Below are 17,775 nucleotides of genomic sequence, written 5' to 3'. Positions count from 1 at the left end.
CCAGTTCGGTGGTTCCAGATTTTGTCAGTTGCACGAGCGCAAGGTTACAAGAAAGCAAGGCGACCAGCAATGGTATAAACTGGCATAGCACGGTGAATGAGTACCAGGCCAGCAATGTGCGCGCAGTACTTGAAACAGGCGAAAGAGAAGGGCGAAGTGACTATTCCCGGCGGCCAGGCTAATGATGTCTGTACGCAAGGTCATAGTTTTGGAAAATGGCTGCTTAATGATGTTGTATTGCGCATTTCTAACTTAGCTGATCAAGTGGGTATCAAGGCCATCATGGTGCATGCCATTGATGACAAGGCCCGGGCCTTCTATGAGTATTTTGTAATGGGGGGAACCCGTAGAGGGTTATGAGTCAGGTACGCATTGATTTGATTTAACATAATATACATTATGCGCACTCAGATAGAGAGAAGTGAAATCTGCCATACTGAGTTCATCATTGTGCTGGTCATTGATAACGCCTGACAGCGTTGTTCCTGGATTCAGGCTGTTCACCGACTACCATTCAAACCATATACTTTACGCATACGTCAAATCGCTGACGTTGCAATTGCTCACTCAGTCCTTTTCGCGTACAACCACAAGGTACGACACAAACCTGTGCCCTGGAATTTCACAGCAACGGACCCTACAGCACAATGCAAAGAACTATCCATGTTCATCAAAATGACAACGCTATCTTACGCGTCGCGTTTCTATTGGTTCTTTCATTCACACTGACCGGTTGTGCGTTGACCCGCGTCTCTGCCAGCTCACATGACAAAGACGTCGATGAGCTAAATGTTATTGGCTTGAATCTGGATGCGGCAAGGCAAAAGGCAATCGTGGATGGTTTTGTGTGCAGTAAGGATGCAAACCTCAATCAGGTACAAACCGAAAGTGGCAGTCATAAATGGTTACAAACGGAATGCAGTAAAAAAAGCCTGGAACTGTTCTGCCCACAAATGCGGTTTATAGTATTCAATGTTGACCCCGATACAAATAAAGTTGTTGATGTGGGGAAATATATTAATCAGCATACTTGTTTCTGAATATGACATCGGCACCAGTAGGGCCTATATCATATCGATATCCCCCTTCTGTCTCCACTTCTATTCAAGAGTACCGGATTGTATTGATCCTATGAAAATAATATAATACCTGCATATTTTTAATGATAATCGTTACTGTTTAGCAGACAACCGACTGCCAAATAAAGATTAGCCTAACCTAAAGTTTTATTTACATTAATCATGTGGAGTTATGATGAATGATTTAAATCGTTTTTACTTTGACTTACCACAATGGCTAGGTAAGAGTGAAGGCATTCATCGACAATTTATTGGTAACTTTATATCTTGTCTCCATGATGAACAATTACAAGTAGTACTGAATCCAGTTAGTTTTCCTTGTTATGGTCTTAAAAGACTGGCAATTAAAGACTCTATTACATTCTCCTTCCACTCATATAATAATGACAAAAATGTTTTCTCGATAAAAGAATCACCTATATATGGACTGTACTCTGTAGATAAAAATGGATATTCGGGGTGGGCAGATATTTGTGTTAACTTCAGTTCATATATCGATAAAATAAATGAAATAGATCACGACAGTGCCAAAAATATCATTGGCGAGAAGCGGGATTTTTTCAGGGAGACAAAACTCTCCAAGCATCAACAACCACATAACCACGTTGATCTCCCCTCGGATTACCTTTTTTTCCCCATGCAGGTCAACTCTGATTCGGTTACCGATCATGAGAACATCAGCGCCATGGAGGCATTAGACTATGTTGCGGCATTGGCTAAAAAGACAAATCGAAAGTTGGTAATCAAACGCCACCCGATGTGTAAATCCAGAGGTGTTGATGCCAAGATTGCGTATCTATTAGCAACCAACGAGAATGTTTTGTCTGTTGATGCTAATATCCATGAATTAATTGAAGGGAGTTCTGCCGTTATCGCATGTAATTCTGGTACAAGCATTGAAGCCTTGATTTTCGGTAAGCCAGTTTATTGCTTTGGGCGAAGCGAATGGTACGAAGCTACACATAAAATTGAAGCCTTAGAAGATTTCGATGCGATATTTTTGAATGATACACACAGTACCATGTCTGTTTTCCAGGAGAAGTTGATAGCATATTTATTATCTGAATATTGGATTCAATTTGATGACATTGAGTCTATTAAGGCAAAAATAAAATACTGCATAAGCCTCTATGAGAGCAACTACGGTGATGACTTTATCGACAACCATAATAATGGTGAATGTTATGTCAGAAGTTTTTTGAATGCCCAAAGAGAGATCGCGATCCTGAAGAGAAAGCAAAAGAAGTATAAGAAAGATTATGAATTATTATCTTTTGTAATACGATTTGTCCTATTTTTACCCTTTAAAGCTACACTTACTATGCTGGGAAGGAACAAGAATCATTGATTCTGAGGGCGTGATGGAAATTGCTGGCTCAGAATCATACTATTTCATCGCATACAGGATACAGAAACATGGCTGACTGGAACCCTTCGCTCTATCTGCAATATGAAACCGAACGTTCGCGGCCCGCAGCTGAATTACTCAGCAGAGTCGCGCTGGAGAATGTCCGCTCAGTCGTCGATCTCGGCTGCGGCCCGGGTAACAGCACCGCATTGCTACATCAACGTTGGCCATCAGCGCAAATATCAGGCGTGGATTCTTCGCCGGCAATGCTGAGCGAAGCGCGTAACGCGTTGCCTGGCTGTCATTTTATCGAAGCGGATATTAGCGCATTTCAGACAGAAGAGCCCGTAGATCTGTTGTATGCAAACGCATCTTTGCAATGGGTTCCCGATCACTATCAGCTGTTCCCCCACCTGGTCTCTCTGCTGGGGAAAGATGGCGTATTGGCTGTACAAATGCCGGATAACTGGCTGGAGCCAACGCATGTTCTGATGCGTGAAGTTGCCTATGAACTGGGTTACCCCGATCGCGGCCGTGCGCCTCTTCCCGGAGTGCATGCGTACTATGATATTTTGACTGACATGGGTTGCGATGTTGATATCTGGCGTACAACCTACTATCACGTTATGGATTCACACCAGTCAATTATCGACTGGGTGAGTTCGACGGGGTTGCGTCCCTGGTTGCAGGAGCTGAGTGAAAGCGAACAACATCGCTATCTGGCGCGTTATCATGCATTGCTGCAGGAGCAATATCCACTGCAAGAGAATGGGAAAATACTGCTGGCGTTTCCGCGGTTGTTTATCGTTGCTAAACACAATTCTTAAGCACTGACCTCCTGGTATCAGCCTCTTTATACCAGGGGCTGATAATTATTGTGAATTCCCCATGCGCGCCCTCGCCTTTTTACGATGAGGATCTAGTGATGAAGCCAGTCATCTGCTAGTGTCTGAGAACGTTTACTGACGGGGGGTTGTCATGTCTAAAATCTACATTGGCGGTTGTCTGTGTGGCTCTGTTCGCTTTACCGCGACGAGCCCTAATAATTCGCATACCTGCTCGTGCGATATTTGCCGCAAGCATACCGGTGCACCAACCGTCGTCTGGATTGAATTTAATGCTGAAAATGTAGAATGGACGGGAAAAGCGGGTAAACCGACTACCTGGCGTTCTTCAGAAACCTCCAGTCGCGCTTTTTGCCCTCAATGCGGAAGTTCAGTTGGTGCCATTGATGATGCTCCGGTAATAGCGCTATTAGCGGGCGTTTTTGATGATCCCAATGATGAAGATCTGGCCCCCGAGTTTCATTCATTTACCGATATGCAGCCTGCGTGGTGGCAAAGAGAATTCGGCTAAAACCGCACTCACCGGCGCATCAAGTCTTACCTATTCCTTCCGTGAAACAATAAGAGCTGGTCGTGTTACCAGCTCTACCGGATGCTATGTCAGCTGGTAATGCTTATCTGGCATATGTTTCGCCGGCACAACGGTTTCATCATTCATCTGCAGCAAATCGATTTCAATCGCGTTACAAATCGCATCGAGTGGCAGATCATTATTCTCTGTACCAAACGGATCTTCGAGTTCTTCGGCTAGCGTATCGAGCGAGATAAAAGTATAGGAAATAAGCACCGAGATGAACGGTGTCATATAGTGTAAATCCACCACTAACGCGAATGGCAACATGATGCAAAACAGATATACCGTGCGATGCAGGATTAAGGTGTAAGCAAACGGAACGGGTGTGTTCGCGATACGCTCACAACCTGCCAGCACTGCTGACATATCATTTAACCTGTTGTTTAAACTGTGAAATAATATATCAGATAGCTGCCCATTTCGTCTGCGAACGGCCAGCCACTCCCCCATCATCAGCAGAATGCGGTTGGCCGGTGATTGAGCCGCAAAAACGGTCTGTAAATCGCTCTCGCTGAGATATTTCGCCAGGGGTTCCGCCTGCGGTTGTCGACGTAAAGTCATACGCAGGCAATGGGCAAATGCGATTTGCAAACGAACGAACTGTCCCAGTTCAGCATCGTCTGGTAAGGCCGTTTTCACCTCACGCAGAAGCGAACGGGAAGCAATCATCAACTGCCCCCATAAATGTCGGGCTTCAACATAGCGCGAATAACAAGCGTTGTTACGAAAGCCTAAGAAGATTGCAATTGCGACACCAAGAATGCTGAACGGTGCCAGGGTAAATTTGATACCCAGCATCGTATACCATGGCAGCATGATGATAACGGCAATGGAGAGCAGGAAATTCAGCAGCAAGCGAGAAAAGATTTTGGATAATACTGAGCCATGCCAGACGAATATCAGGCGTAGCCAGTGTTGTTGGGGGCGAACGATCATGGTTATCTTCGGAAAATGTGAAAGCCGGGACATTAAACGTGATCGCGATCAATGTTGCAAGCTTATAGCAACATTATCTAAACATCTTTTCCTGCTGACCATAGTGGGCATTGAAGCTTCAGGTGTGCTCCATTTTTAGAAGTTATATTGTATGTTGTAACTAAATAAGGACGATAAATAAACCCGGCCTGAACCGGGTTAACGTATTAGCACAGTGGCTTAACCGCTTCGCGCATGCCTTTCGCCAGGATAGAATCCAGGTCGGCAGAAACCTGTTCGACCAGCCCGGGAACCTGTGTCAGATCCTGTTCCCAGTGATCTTTTACGGCCAATACCGTGTTGACCAGCGCTTCGGTAGTAATCTGGCGGTCACGATGCTGAGCCCACAACACCTGGAAACGCTCCATCCAATGCGCATCATCCTGAACCGGATAAGATTCACCGTTACGCTCACCACGGTAGAAAGCAATCAAGGCTGCCAGGGCAAATGTCAGGCGCAGCGGCAGTTGGCCGCTGGCCTTCTGCCCTGCCAACAACTGCGGCAGAATACGGGTGCGGAATTTGGTCATGCCATTAAGCGCAATCGACAATAGTTGATGCTTAATGTACGGGTTGCAGAATCGGCCGGTCACCGCGCTGGCAAATGAAGCCAATTCATCACGCGGCAGATCCAGCACCGGAATAATCTCTTCATAGATAGCTTTCTCAACGAAGGCGCGAATTTCAGTATCATTCATTGCCTCACCCACGGTATCAAGCCCTGCCTGCCAGGCGACAGGTACCAGGGCTGTGTGCGCACCGTTGAGAATGGCGACTTTACGCTCTTTATACGGCTTGATGTCATCAACAATCAGAACATTCAACGGGTATTTATCGAGGCGAAGTTCAGTGGCTAATGATTTTGGCCCCTGAATAACAAACAGATAAAAGTGTTCTGCGGTATCAAGAAACGCATCATGATAACCCAGTTCAGCTTCAAGCTTCGCAACTTCGTCACGTGGGTAACCGGTAACAATACGGTCCACCAGCGTAGAACAAAATGCGTTTGCCTGGTCCAGCCACTGTACGAATGCTTCCGGCAACGCCCATTCCTGAGCATAACGCAAAACCAGTTCATGCAGCGCTTCACCATTGTAATCAATCAGCTCGCAAGGAATGATAATCCAGCCTTTATCAAGCGCACCGTTGAAATGGCTATAGCGTTCGAACAGCAGTCGGGTCAGTTTTGCCGGATAACTCACAGCCGGCGCATCATCAAACTTATCACCCGCGTGGTAGCTAATACCCGCTTCCGTGGTGTTAGAGAAAACAAAACGCATTTCAGGATTATGCGCCAGCTTCAGGAACTCATCGTATTCGCTATAGACGCTGATTTCGCGGTTAACCGAACGAATTAAACGGGCATCGCTGACGGCCTCGCCCTTTTCATTCAAACCACGAATGATGGTGGTATAGAGACCATCCTGGGTACTCAGTGACGGCGGAAAAGTACTTTCGATAGGACGAACAATGACCACACCAGCGTTCAGATCGGTATGTTCATTCAGCAGATCAACTTGCCAGTCAACAAAGGCGCGCAGGAAGTTTCCTTCACCAAACTGAATAATGCGTTCAGGATAGTGAGCACCGGGAAAATCGCGACGATTTAGTGTTTGCACAATGGGTTCCCTTTTTGATTAGTCATACAACCTGATTGAATTGGTCCAATAGGTTAGCAAACTTTAATACAATGAAACCCTGTTTTGATCAATCCCCGATGACAAATTAGAGCGTTTTATAAAAAAGTGTGGTTCCGGCCACTGTTCCATCAGGCATTTTTGCATAGTCAGGGATTACCCCTGCTTTTTGCCATCCACAATTGTGGTAGAACAACTCGGCGGCGCTGCCTGTAGACGTATCAAGAACCAGGAGGGTTTTCCCTTCATGATGGGCGCAAATTTCCAGTGTATTCATCAATTCCCGGGCTATCCCACACCGCCGTGCAGAGGTATGAACCAGGAGTTTGGCAACGTCTGCACGATGAGGCTGGTTTTCGGGTTGATCAATAATGAGCTGAACGGTCCCAACAAGGGTCCCTTGCGCATTTTCAGCCCCCAGAACAATGCGTTCTCCACAAGAGACACTTTGTGCAACACGTGTCCAAAAAGGCCGCGACTTATCGCGGTTAAAAGGGAGCATAAAACTGACAGATGCGCCATCGTTCACGCACTGTTCAAGGACATCACTAAGCTCGTCGATTCTCGACAGGATCTGTTCCGCGCTCAGTATAAAGCAGGGGGTGTGGGTAGCCATTTAGTCTCCTTAGATTGACCCCTTCATACTGCAATTAACAATTACATAACACAAGGAGTCGAATCATAGGATTATGTTATCTATGGCTTATTCATTTGCAGCACTAACCAGTGGTAGATAACAGTGACAACGTAACGTTGCTGTTGCTCGCTCAACGGTTGCCCCTGAGGTATATCATGCCATTTGGCCAGACATCCCCTACAGCAGGTCGCCGTGGCATGTTGAGCGATAAACACCGGATGTCCACGCATCGGCGTTTGCTTTCCGTCATTGGTCGGGAGCGCGGGAGCCAGGCGCTTAGCAATAAAATCGGCCGCATGTTGTTCAATGACCGGCGCACCTTTTTCCAGACAATATTGTCTTTCTTTCTGACCGAGACGAAACCGCGATCGAAAAGTCGATTTCGCCAGTCGGGCAAAAAGCGAGTCGAGCGTGTTCATCAGTAAACCGAGCGCCCTAACTGTTGAGTTAATTGTTCCAGTACCGCAATACCCGCCAGCGAGTTCCCTGCGGGATCCAGTTCCGGACTCCAGACCGCAATCGCCATCTCATGCGGCACGATCGCCACAATACCACCACCGACACCCGATTTCGCCGGCAAACCTACCCGCCAGGCAAACTCCCCGGCATTTTGATACATACCGCTGGTCGCCATTAGCGCGTTAATCTGCCGCGCCTGCATCGGCGTGACCACGGGCTCCGCAAGATGAAAGGCATGCCCCTGATTCGCCAGAAAGACGAACGTGCGCGCCAGCTCCACACAGCTCATTTTCAGCGCGCAGTAGTGAAAATAATTTTGCAGAACGGTCGTCACATCGTGATGAAAATTACCAAAGGACTTCATCAGCCAGGCAATTGCCGCGTTGCGGGCTGAGTGCTCAAACTCAGAGCGTGCCACCGTCGTATCATAAGCAATATCTGAAACGCCACTTAATGCACGTACCACTTCCAGCATTCGTTGCCGTGGCGCACTCAGGCGACCTTGCAGCATATCGCAAACCACCAATGCCCCGGCATTGATAAAGGGATTACGCGGTATACCCTGCTCCATTTCCAGCTGCACCAGCGAGTTAAACGGGTGACCGGAAGGATCTTTGCCAACACGTTGCCAGATCTCGTCTTCCTGGTAATGACGCATTGCGACAACCAGGCTAAGCACCTTTGAAATCGACTGAATAGAAAAACGTTCTTGCGCATCCCCCGCCTGATAGTGCTGACCATCAACGGTGCAAATGGCAATACCCAGTTTTGAGCCATCGACAGAGGCTAATGCAGGAATATAATCGGCAACTTTTCCCTGACCAATCAGCGGACGAACCTGCTGCACAATGGTCTCTAAAATTGAATTGTCCATGGCCCTGGCCACAACATGCTCCTTGCTCGCAGGTATGAAAGGCCTGCGAGTATAACAGAGCTGAATACACAGCGTCAGGCCGGAAGACGGAATCTGGCAACGGCCTGCATAAGCTGATGAGATTCATGATGTAACTGTAAGGAGGAATCAGACGCAGCGTTCACCAGATCGCTGGTCTGTCGGGCTTCGTTATTCAGAGCCTGAAGCTGACTGGTCAACTCGTGAATACGGGTTCCCTGATTCATCGTCGCAGCAGAAATATCATTCAGTAAGGCGCCAAGATTTTCCACCAGCGATATAACCTGCTGTAAGTTGTCATCCAGTCCGTTCACCGCATGAAATCCTTCGTCAATACCCGCTAAGGAATGATGAATCAGCGCCTGAATATTCTGCGTGGACTGACTGCTTTTTCTCGCCAACAACCCAACTTCTTTTGCAACAACCGCAAATCCACGCCCTTGTTCACCAGCATGCGCAGCTTCAATCGCCGCATTTAACGCCAGAATATTGGTCTGAAACGCGATGCTGTCAATCAGTGAGATGATCCCGCGCATCTCTGATGAACGGGCAACAATTGCCTGCATCGACGCATTTACCGTTGCCATCATCCGGTTGCCACCCGCAGCAATATCCCGCGCCTGCACGGCGCGTTGATTCGCCAGTTGAGCAAACCCACTGTTATCCTCGACATGTGTTTCCAGAAACGAAATATGTGATGTCACCGTATTTAGCTCATCGCTCTGTTTCGCGGATTGCTGATATAACTGTTTATTGCTTTGCGTAAGCTGAGTGATATTTCCCACCATTGAGGTCGTAGCGTCATTCACCTGTTGCACCAGCATCCGTAGCCCCTGCTGCATCGCGTCGATACGTGAGCTCAGTTGTGTCACTTCACGATTAAACTGGCTCACCTGGGGGGCTGGACGGGAAAGATCGCCAGCCGCTAACACATCAATATGATCGATCAGTCGTCTCAGTGGCGCGATTACCCAGCGGGACATACTGCGCCAGACCAGTACCGCAATCACCACCAGCACAAGAGGAATAAATAAAAAGAGGTGCTGTAAACGTTCAAGACTGGTCAACAGCTGCTCTCGCCCTTTTTCCGTCTGCTGGAAACTGTCTTGCTGAAAACGTGCATAATTTTCATTAAAGTCTGTCTGAAACGCCTGAACAGGCACGGCAAAAAACGCATCAATGCTATTGGATTGCATTAATCCATCGGCCTGCTCCTGAATACCGCTATAAAAACGCTGATAGCTCTCCATCAAGTCGGGAGGCTGATGCGGATCCATTGCAAGCCAGGCATCCCATGCCGTTTTTGACTGCGTTAACGCATGCTGGGCCTCTTCCATTAACGGGCGCCAGCTCCCTTCCGAGCCGGTAGCCGCATCCTGCATAAAGTAAACGCCAGCACGATTAAGTAAGTCGCTGGCAGATAACAACGCCACCCTTGCTTCATCGATCTTCGACTGTTGCAAAAGCACCTGCTGATTATGCTGTTCATTAATCTGCGCGTCCCTGACAGAGGCTGAGAGCATAAGCGAGGATGCAATCTGCAAAACAGAGAACAGTGCAATAATACAAATGATACCGGTCAACAGACAAAACTGACGGGGAGTCAGGCGACGAAAAATTTGCGTTATGTTCATATTACTCTTCTGTATCAAAGCGTTAGGCGCGAGTGTACGCAGAGTAAATGACAAATTTATTGCAGAAATAAGACGGGTGCCCCTGCAGAGGCACCCGGGCTATCAGAGACGGTTTTTCCAGACGGTTTGCACATTGCAAAACTCATGCAGACCAAAGTGAGAAAGCTCACGACCAAAACCGCTTTTCTTCACGCCGCCAAAAGCAACGCGAGCATCACTGGCACTGTAACCATTAATAAACACGCCACCACACTCCAGACGAGCCGCCATATTTTGCGCCAGTGCCTCATCCGCAGTAAACAACGTGGCCGACAAGCCGAACTCGCTGTCATTAGCCAGTGCTAATGCGTGCTCAGCATCCTTCGCGACGGTAATCGCCGCAACCGGGCCAAACAGTTCCTGGCGAAATGCCGTCATTTCCGGCGTAACATCACCCAGCACCGTCACGGCATAGTAATTACCCTGACCGGCTATTTTTTCCCCGCCGAGGAGTAAGCGCGCCCCTTGAGCCAGTGAGGCTTCAACCTGCTGATGCAGTTCCTCCCGCAGATCAAAACGAGCCATTGGGCCGAGATCGTTCTCTTCATTTAGCGGATCGCCCATTTTCAGTGCGCTGGCTGCCGCAACAAACCGTCGGGTGAATTCTGCGGCAATGCCCTGTTCAATAATAAAGCGTTTCGCTGCGGCACAAACCTGCCCGGTATTCTGATAACGCCCTGCCACTGCTGCTTTGACGGCTAAATCAAGGTCTGCATCATTAAGCACGATAAACGGATCGGAACCGCCTAACTCAAGCACGCATTTCTTCAGCGCTGCACCAGCCTGAGCGCCAATCGCAGCACCAGCACGAACGCTGCCCGTCACCGTTACCGCCGCGATACGCGGGTCATTGATCATCTGACTCACCCCGGCGTTATCGGCATTCACCCAGCCATATACCCCAGCGGGTATTTCCGCATCGGTAAAGACCTGGGCGATAATCGCGGCACAACCAGTGACATTCGGTGCATGCTTTAACAGATAGCCATTTCCGGCCAGCAAAATCGGCACGGCGCCGCGCATAACCTGCCAGAGCGGAAAGTTCCACGGCATGATCGCCAGAATAGTCCCCAGGGGACGGTACTCAATCACGGCCTGGTGATTCTCAACCTGCGTGGCCTCGGTACTGAGCATCGCTGGCCCATGTTCGGCGTACCAGTCACATAATGCCGCAGACTTTGCCACTTCCGCACGTGCCTGCCTGACGGGCTTACCCATTTCACGCGAGATACACTGCGCCATCTCTTCGGCGCGTTCACGCAGCGCTTGTCCGACCCGGCGCAACATCTGTGCGCGATGGGTGACGGTCGTGTGTTTCCATGCGTTGAATCCCGTCGCCGCCAGATTCAGCGCGTGGGTAATCTCATCGGCGCTGGCCCACGGCATTGCCGTCAGCATTTCGCCACAGGTCGGGTCAACGGAAATAGCATGTGTTGCTGCTGTGATGGTCATAAGTGCCTCTCTTTCTCGCAAGGTATGGTTATATCATGCGCAGGTTTACTCTTTCTGAAAAATGAATAATATTAACCATACCATTCACGAACAGAGAAAATTATGGACCTGACGCAACTTGAAATGTTCAATGCCGTCGCAGAGACCGGCAGCATCACGCAGGCTGCGGCGAAGGTGCATCGCGTGCCGTCCAATCTCACCACGCGTATTCGCCAGCTTGAAGCGGACCTTGGCGTCGATCTGTTTATTCGTGAAAATCAACGTCTGCGGCTTTCTCCCTCCGGGCACAATTTTTTGCGTTACAGCCAGCGGATCCTGGCGCTGGTAGAAGAAGCGAGGATGGTGGTCGCAGGTGATGAACCACAGGGATTGTTCTCTCTGGGATCGCTGGAAAGTACAGCCGCCGTGCGTATTCCGGCCACACTTGCCGAATATAATCAGCGCTACCCTAAAATCCAGTTTGCACTGGCAACAGGACCGTCCGGTACCATGCTGGACGGTGTGCTCGACGGTACGCTGAACGCCGCTTTTGCTGATGGCCCTATTACCCATCCAGGTCTTGAAGGAATGCCGGTGTACCGTGAAGAGATGATGATTGTCACCCCACATGGCCACCCCCCCATCAAACGGGCCAGCGATGTGAATGGTTACAATATCTATGCCTTTCGCGCCAACTGTTCCTATCGCCGCCACTTTGAAAGCTGGTTTCACGCCGATCGCGCCATGCCAGGCACGATCCATGAAATGGAGTCCTACCACGGCATGCTGGCCTGTGTGATTGCCGGCGCGGGAATCGCGCTGATTCCACGTTCTATGCTGGAAAGCATGCCAGGCCACCATCAGGTCAATGCCTGGCCGCTGAGTGAAAACTGGCGTTGGTTAAATACGTGGCTGGTCTGGCGTCGGGGGGCGATGACGCGACAGCTGGAAGCATTTATTGAGGTACTGGAACCTCAGCTGTCGCAAAATGCAGATTAACTGGCGAACGTCAGATGGCAAGGCAGTTGCTCAAGCTGCTGCCGCACCTCTTCATTGAGTCGCGCATCGGTCACGATATCCGTCAACGCATCCAGATGTGTGACGTTGAAAAGTGACCATGCACCGTATTTTGAACTGTCTGCCAGCAGTACGCGACGTTTGGCGTTTGCAATCAGGTCGCGCTTCAGACCGGCCTTTTCTTCCGTCGGTGCGGTGATCCCGCGGGTCAGATCCCAGCCGTTACAGCTTAGAAACGCGATATCCGGCCACACGTTTTGCAACAGTTTACGCCCGTGCTCGCCGATACAGGACTGGCTGGAGTCATCAATACGCCCGCCAATGATCGTCACTTCAATTTGCTTGAACTCAGAAAGAAATAGCGCAATGTGCAGATCGCTGGTGATGACGCGCAACGGCAGATGGGTAAGCTGGCGCGCCAGTTCAATCATCGTCGTTCCCGCATCCAGGATAATGGCGTCCCCGGCTTTCACCAGGCTTGCCGCCGCGCAGGCAATAGCCTGTTTTTCCATCAGGCTGCGCTGCATTTTTTCATGTGTGGTTGGTTGTGAAGGGATAAACCGGTTAAGCGTCACGCCGCCGTGAGTACGGCTGATAACACCTTCCTGATCGAGTTTAATCAGGTCGCGGCGAATGGTCGCCGGAGAGGCCTGAGTCACAGCGACAAGCTGTTCAACTGTCGCCAGATTATGCCCTTTCAGATAATCCATAATCTGTTCTAACCGATTATATCCCTTCATTTTAATCCCGCGTAATTTGCATTGCTAACTGGATGGACACGGCCATGCTCTCAGACTTGGCTTTACCTGTCCAGGCAATATCAAACGCCGTGCCGTGGTCTGCAGAAGTGCGAATAAATGGCAATCCGGCGGTGATATTCACCCCATCATAGAATCCCAGCAATTTTAGCGGAATATGGCCCTGATCGTGATACATTGCCACCACCATGTCATACATACCTTCGTGACACTGCATAAAGACAGTATCTGGTGGACATGGTCCCGTAACATTCAACCCTCTCGCTTGCATTGCCTGCACCGCGGGTCCGACAATCGTTATCTCTTCCTCGCCAAACAGGCCATTTTCGCCGGCATGGGGGTTGACGCCTGCGACCGCAATACGTGGATTATCAAACCCGACACGACGCAGGAAATCATCTGCGACCTGAATGACTGTTTTTACACGCTGTTCACTGAGCGTATCAAGGAATTTACGTAGTGCAATATGTGTGGTGACATGAATCACTTTAAGCTGTTCGGTATACAGCACCATCGCATAGTCTTTGCTGTTGGTCAGTTGTGCCAGCAGTTCGGTATGGCCGGGATAATGATGTCCCGCCATGTGCAGTGCTTCTTTATTCAGCGGCGCAGTGGCAATGGCCTTAACTTCACCACTTAGCGCGAGTGCTGTAGCGCGTTTAATACAGCGATAGGCCAAATCACCCGCCTGCGCTTGCACCACCCCCGGTTCAAGCGCCGCAGGATCGGCAAGGGGTTCGTCAATCACGTTGATAACACCGGGGGCGAATTGCGCCTGGGTTACGTTATCGATCACCCGGAGTTCCGCTGGCGGCGTGACATTTAATGACTGGATACGACGCAGCGTTTGGGCACATCCCACAACCACAACCGGCGCGCCAGACAGCTCTCCCTCCACCAGCGATTTAATAATAATCTCAGGTCCAATACCTGCAGGGTCGCCCATAGTTACTGCAATAATGTTATTCACTCATGTTCTCCTCGATAAAATTTAAAACCTGACGCAACGTCGTTTCGTCACCGAATCCCCCTGCTTTTGTCATAACCGGGCGTTGCCAGTCGCCACCGACAAAATGACCGTACGGCACACACTGGGCCACACGGTCAGTAATACGAAATCCTGTTGCCTTAAGGGCGTCTGCAACCGCCATCGCCACATCACCACCAGAGAGATACAGCGCGCCTGGCGATACCTCCTGCAAAACCTGCCGGATAAGCTGTCCAAGAAACTGGCAGATTTTTTCACCGAGCTGAGCGCGATTCATCCCCATACGCACGCACAGCTGCGGAATATGATGGCGTGCTTCACTGTCGGGACTTGTGTGAACAATGCAGTGCCTACCAGAGGAGAGGATCCTAACGATGTGCTGCGCGTACTCTGTCGAGCTACCGCTGAAGATATTTTCGATATCAATGAATACAGTCCCCACCTGCGGGTCCTGGTACACAGCGGCAATCTGCTGTTGAGCGATTTCACTCATTGAACCCACTACCGCCAGTAAACACGGTGAGGACGGTGTCCGGACATGGCGGGCCAGCGCGTCACAGATCCCGGCAGACCCCACCAGCAGCGGCAGCTCATCCTGCATCAGCGCATCAGTAACAATCACATCAAGGTCAGCGTCAGTCCGGGCATCCACAACCCAAATCTGCGGCGTCTCAACAGCAGGCTCGCGCAGGTGCTGCATGTAGTCATTCAGTGACATCGCCCGACACGCAATGGTGGTTTGTGCCTGTATCACCTCACAAATATCGGCACTCATCACCGGTGTTTTCGGATCGCTGGCAAATTCGGTCTGCGTTACCGGAATACCGTTAACGAGGCACTGCCCCTGCTCGGTGGTTCGCCCGACTGAGGGACAAGCCAGTGCCACAATGGCCCGCTTTTTACCTGTAATCCGCATTAACGCGTCCAGTTCGGCCCCCGGGTTTCCGCGCAATGTTGAATCTACTTTCTTCAGCCACTGCGTCTGAGGACCAGCCTGACTCGTCAGAGCCAGCTCACTTACTCTGGCGGCGGCCTGCTCTGCCTCCAGCGCACGACTATCCGTGTTGATGACCAGCACATCTGCATCATCGGCACAGGGCAATGTGAAAGCGACATTTACCGTCATTCCCGTCAGCGCCAGACTCACCCCCGCATCATTTCCCCCCGTAAAGTCATCAGCAATGACAAGGATCTGGGGTCTTACAACATGTCTACTCATCCATGCTCCGGGTTGTTGTATGTTGATAATGATTATATTCAATCACATTTGATTAAATGTGAGCAAGCTCAAGTTATTCATCTCCGAGATAAATTATAAATTTAGCCCATGATGCAATCGTTCCTGAATCTCAGTGAGCGAATTCAATCACTCGAACAACAGGAGAATGCTGTGGCAACAATCAATAGCACCGTCATTAGCGGTTCGAATGCTATCCCCGCACTGGAGCCGTTACTGGCAGGTAAACGCCAGCTGTTACTGGTGACGGATAGCAATATTGTCGGACTGGGCGCGGTAACACAGATCCGCAACTTACTGACCAACGATGGACGTCATGTGGCTCTGATTGACAATGTGCCTGCAGAACCCGGGCATCACGATGTCAGCGCACTATTAAAAAACGTACAAGGTCTCAACGTAGAAATGGTGATCGGTATCGGCGGTGGTAGCGTACTGGATGTGGCGAAACTGCTCTCCGTCTTATGCCATCCTGAATCTCCGACGCTTGACGCCATGCTGGCGGGAGAAAAACCGCTGCAACGCGTTGCTTCTGTGCTGATCCCCGCCACAGCAGGTACGGGTTCTGAAGCGACTCCCAATGCGATTCTGGCGATCCCGGAACAAAACACCAAGGTCGGCATCATTTCTCCGGTGCTATTACCGGATTACGTGGCCCTGTTGCCAGAACTCACCACCAGCATGCCGGCGCATATTGCCTCGTCCACTGGCATCGACGCGCTATGTCATCTGATCGAATGCTTTACCGCTACCGTCGCCAATCCGGTAAGTGATAACGCTTCGCTCATTGGCCTGCGTAAGCTACTCAACCATATCGAAATCTCCGTCAATGAGCCGGAAAATCTGCTGGCCAAACTGGAGATGCTGTGGGCATCGTATTACGGCGGTGTGGCGATTAATCATGCTGGTACTCACCTGGTCCACGCGCTCTCTTACCCGCTCGGCGGTCGATACCATCTCCCACATGGCGTCGCTAACGCCATTCTGTTAGCACCCTGCATGAAAGTGATTCGCCCATTTGTGGTCGACAAGTTTGCCCTGGTGTGGGATCTGCTGCCTGACGCTGACTCAACACTCAGTGCCGAAGAAAAATCCCGCGCCCTGGTGGAGTACTTCGCCACACTCGTGAAACGACTGAACCTGCCCGATAACCTGGCAACGCTTGGTGTACCGTCTACTGATATTCCCGCACTGGCCGATGCCGCACTGAACGTAAAACGCCTGATGAATAATGCTCCCTGCGAGGTGAGTCATGAGGATATTCAGGCCATTTATCAAACTCTGTTTCCAGAACTGAATACCAAAGGAGTGAATCATGAGTAAGAAAATCTGTGGTGTACTGACGGCAATCGTTACCCCGTTCGACCACGACGGCGGGCTTAACCTTAAAGAACTGAGAAACCAGGTAAGCCGCCAGTTAAATGCCGGAAACGGTATTTTCTGCGGCGGCACAAACGGTGAGTTTTTTGTGCTCAACGAGGAAGAAAAAATAGCAGTGACCCGCACCTGCGTTGAGGAAGTTGCTGGGCGGGCGAACGTAGTGGCGCATATTGGTGAAATCTCTACCCGTGAAACCATCCGTCTGGGCAAGCAAATAGAAAAACTGGGCGTCGATGCCGTATCGGTGATTACCCCGTATTTTGTTCCGCTCAAACAGCAGGAACTGATAGCTCACTATACCGCGATTGCCGACGCGCTATCGGTACCGGTATTTCTCTACAACATTCCGGCACGTACGGGAAATACCATTGAACCGGAAACAGCCAGAGTGCTGGCGGCACACCCGAACATAATCGGGATCAAAGACAGTGCCGGCAGTTATGAAAGTCTTAGCAGCTTCCTGGATGCAGTTAAAGATATCGAGGGATTTGATGTGCTGAATGGTCCAGATTCACTCATTCATCAGGGATTTGTTGATGGCTGTTCAGCCTGTATTTCCGGTTTGGCGAACGTAGCGCCAAAAGAAATTAACGCTATCTGGGCGCGATTCAAGGCCGGTGATGTTGTCGGATCGCATGAAGCACAGGAAAGCGTCACAGGTTTGCGAACCGAGCTCTATAAAGTTGCGTTCTCGCCCGCCGCAGTCAAAAAAGCATTGCAAATCATGGGGCACGAGGTAGGCGCAAGCCGTTACGCTGTCACGTTTGATGCTCATCAGGAACGCCAGATCCAGCAAATTATCAATAACTATTTACGATAGACTCTTTTACAGCGGCGGCAACGCC

Annotated in this window: 17 protein-coding genes and 1 pseudogene; 8 read left to right on the top strand and 10 right to left on the bottom strand. The window is 50.0% G+C overall.

Annotated features, from left to right (window positions below; translation table 11 throughout):
- Positions 1-174: 174 nt before the first annotated feature.
- The 5 genes and pseudogenes from JTI85_RS11605 to JTI85_RS11585 form a co-directional block, all read left to right on the top strand.
- A pseudogene (locus JTI85_RS11605) lies at positions 175-360 on the top strand (hypothetical protein); the annotation flags it as partial.
- Between the two features lie 287 nt (positions 361-647).
- Positions 648-1,040, top strand: a complete 393-nt coding sequence (locus tag JTI85_RS11600) for a hypothetical protein (protein ID WP_116360092.1) — start codon at positions 648-650, stop codon at positions 1,038-1,040.
- A 211-nt stretch (positions 1,041-1,251) separates the two neighbouring features.
- A complete protein-coding gene (locus JTI85_RS11595; RefSeq protein WP_219351515.1) occupies positions 1,252-2,427 on the top strand; it encodes a hypothetical protein in 1,176 nt (391 codons plus the stop codon).
- Between the two features lie 68 nt (positions 2,428-2,495).
- A complete protein-coding gene (tam, locus tag JTI85_RS11590; protein ID WP_048211674.1) occupies positions 2,496-3,254 on the top strand; it encodes a trans-aconitate 2-methyltransferase in 759 nt (252 codons plus the stop codon).
- A 151-nt stretch (positions 3,255-3,405) separates the two neighbouring features.
- Positions 3,406-3,783 (top strand): GFA family protein, encoded by a 378-nt coding sequence (locus JTI85_RS11585; RefSeq protein ID WP_048211675.1) that lies wholly within the window; start codon positions 3,406-3,408, stop codon positions 3,781-3,783.
- A gap of 84 nt (positions 3,784-3,867) precedes the next feature.
- Here JTI85_RS11585 and JTI85_RS11580 read toward each other — a convergent pair whose 3' ends face one another.
- From JTI85_RS11580 to sad, 7 genes are all read right to left on the bottom strand, one after another.
- On the bottom strand, positions 3,868-4,782 hold the full coding sequence (locus JTI85_RS11580) for a bestrophin family protein (protein WP_219351514.1): 915 nt from the start codon (positions 4,780-4,782) through the stop codon (positions 3,868-3,870).
- A 206-nt stretch (positions 4,783-4,988) separates the two neighbouring features.
- Positions 4,989-6,440: a tagaturonate reductase gene (locus JTI85_RS11575; protein ID WP_199954067.1), complete on the bottom strand. Its 1,452-nt coding sequence runs from the start codon at positions 6,438-6,440 to the stop codon at positions 4,989-4,991.
- A 106-nt stretch (positions 6,441-6,546) separates the two neighbouring features.
- Positions 6,547-7,074 carry a GNAT family N-acetyltransferase gene (locus tag JTI85_RS11570; protein WP_061067890.1) on the bottom strand — a complete coding sequence of 176 codons (528 nt, stop codon included), beginning with the start codon at positions 7,072-7,074 and terminating at the stop codon, positions 6,547-6,549.
- An 80-nt stretch (positions 7,075-7,154) separates the two neighbouring features.
- Complete coding sequence (locus JTI85_RS11565; RefSeq protein ID WP_048211679.1) at positions 7,155-7,514, bottom strand: DUF4186 domain-containing protein; 360 nt, start codon at positions 7,512-7,514, stop codon at positions 7,155-7,157.
- Positions 7,514-8,440 carry a glutaminase B gene (gene glsB / locus JTI85_RS11560; protein WP_048211680.1) on the bottom strand — a complete coding sequence of 309 codons (927 nt, stop codon included), beginning with the start codon at positions 8,438-8,440 and terminating at the stop codon, positions 7,514-7,516. The genes JTI85_RS11565 and glsB overlap by 1 nt, the downstream gene beginning before the upstream one ends.
- Before the next feature lie 62 nt (positions 8,441-8,502).
- Positions 8,503-10,080, bottom strand: coding sequence for a methyl-accepting chemotaxis protein (locus JTI85_RS11555; protein WP_219351512.1), 1,578 nt, complete (start codon positions 10,078-10,080; stop codon positions 8,503-8,505).
- Between the two features lie 102 nt (positions 10,081-10,182).
- Complete coding sequence (gene sad / locus JTI85_RS11550; RefSeq protein ID WP_219351511.1) at positions 10,183-11,571, bottom strand: succinate-semialdehyde dehydrogenase; 1,389 nt, start codon at positions 11,569-11,571, stop codon at positions 10,183-10,185.
- Positions 11,572-11,673: 102 nt separating this feature from the next.
- Between sad and JTI85_RS11545 the strand changes: the two genes are divergently transcribed.
- Positions 11,674-12,549 carry a LysR family transcriptional regulator gene (locus JTI85_RS11545; RefSeq protein ID WP_061067887.1) on the top strand — a complete coding sequence of 292 codons (876 nt, stop codon included), beginning with the start codon at positions 11,674-11,676 and terminating at the stop codon, positions 12,547-12,549.
- On the opposite strand, the gene JTI85_RS11540 is transcribed toward JTI85_RS11545, so the two are convergent.
- From JTI85_RS11540 to JTI85_RS11530, 3 genes are read right to left on the bottom strand one after another with little or no spacing between them, the layout of a single operon-like run.
- Complete coding sequence (locus JTI85_RS11540) at positions 12,546-13,307, bottom strand: DeoR/GlpR family DNA-binding transcription regulator (protein ID WP_048211684.1); 762 nt, start codon at positions 13,305-13,307, stop codon at positions 12,546-12,548. The two genes, JTI85_RS11545 and JTI85_RS11540, sit on opposite strands and share 4 nt — an antisense overlap.
- Before the next feature lies 1 nt (position 13,308).
- Positions 13,309-14,295, bottom strand: coding sequence for a D-threonate 4-phosphate dehydrogenase (locus tag JTI85_RS11535; protein ID WP_121584635.1), 987 nt, complete (start codon positions 14,293-14,295; stop codon positions 13,309-13,311).
- Positions 14,288-15,532: a four-carbon acid sugar kinase family protein gene (locus JTI85_RS11530; RefSeq protein ID WP_219351509.1), complete on the bottom strand. Its 1,245-nt coding sequence runs from the start codon at positions 15,530-15,532 to the stop codon at positions 14,288-14,290. The genes JTI85_RS11535 and JTI85_RS11530 overlap by 8 nt, the downstream gene beginning before the upstream one ends.
- A gap of 171 nt (positions 15,533-15,703) precedes the next feature.
- Between JTI85_RS11530 and JTI85_RS11525 the strand changes: the two genes are divergently transcribed.
- Together JTI85_RS11525 and JTI85_RS11520 are read left to right on the top strand one after the other, a co-directional pair.
- Entirely contained in the window at positions 15,704-16,873 is a 1,170-nt protein-coding gene (locus tag JTI85_RS11525; RefSeq protein ID WP_048211687.1) for an iron-containing alcohol dehydrogenase, read from the top strand.
- Positions 16,866-17,750 carry a dihydrodipicolinate synthase family protein gene (locus JTI85_RS11520; RefSeq protein ID WP_199981918.1) on the top strand — a complete coding sequence of 295 codons (885 nt, stop codon included), beginning with the start codon at positions 16,866-16,868 and terminating at the stop codon, positions 17,748-17,750. Before JTI85_RS11525 ends, JTI85_RS11520 begins: the two co-directional genes overlap by 8 nt.
- Positions 17,751-17,775: the final 25 nt, after the last annotated feature.

This window comes from Citrobacter sp. Colony219, assembly GCF_019382635.1.
GTDB classification, from domain to species: Bacteria; Pseudomonadota; Gammaproteobacteria; order Enterobacterales; family Enterobacteriaceae; genus Citrobacter; species Citrobacter youngae.
Note: the sequence above shows the minus strand (reverse complement) of the source record. Positions and strands in the feature narration are given on the sequence as shown.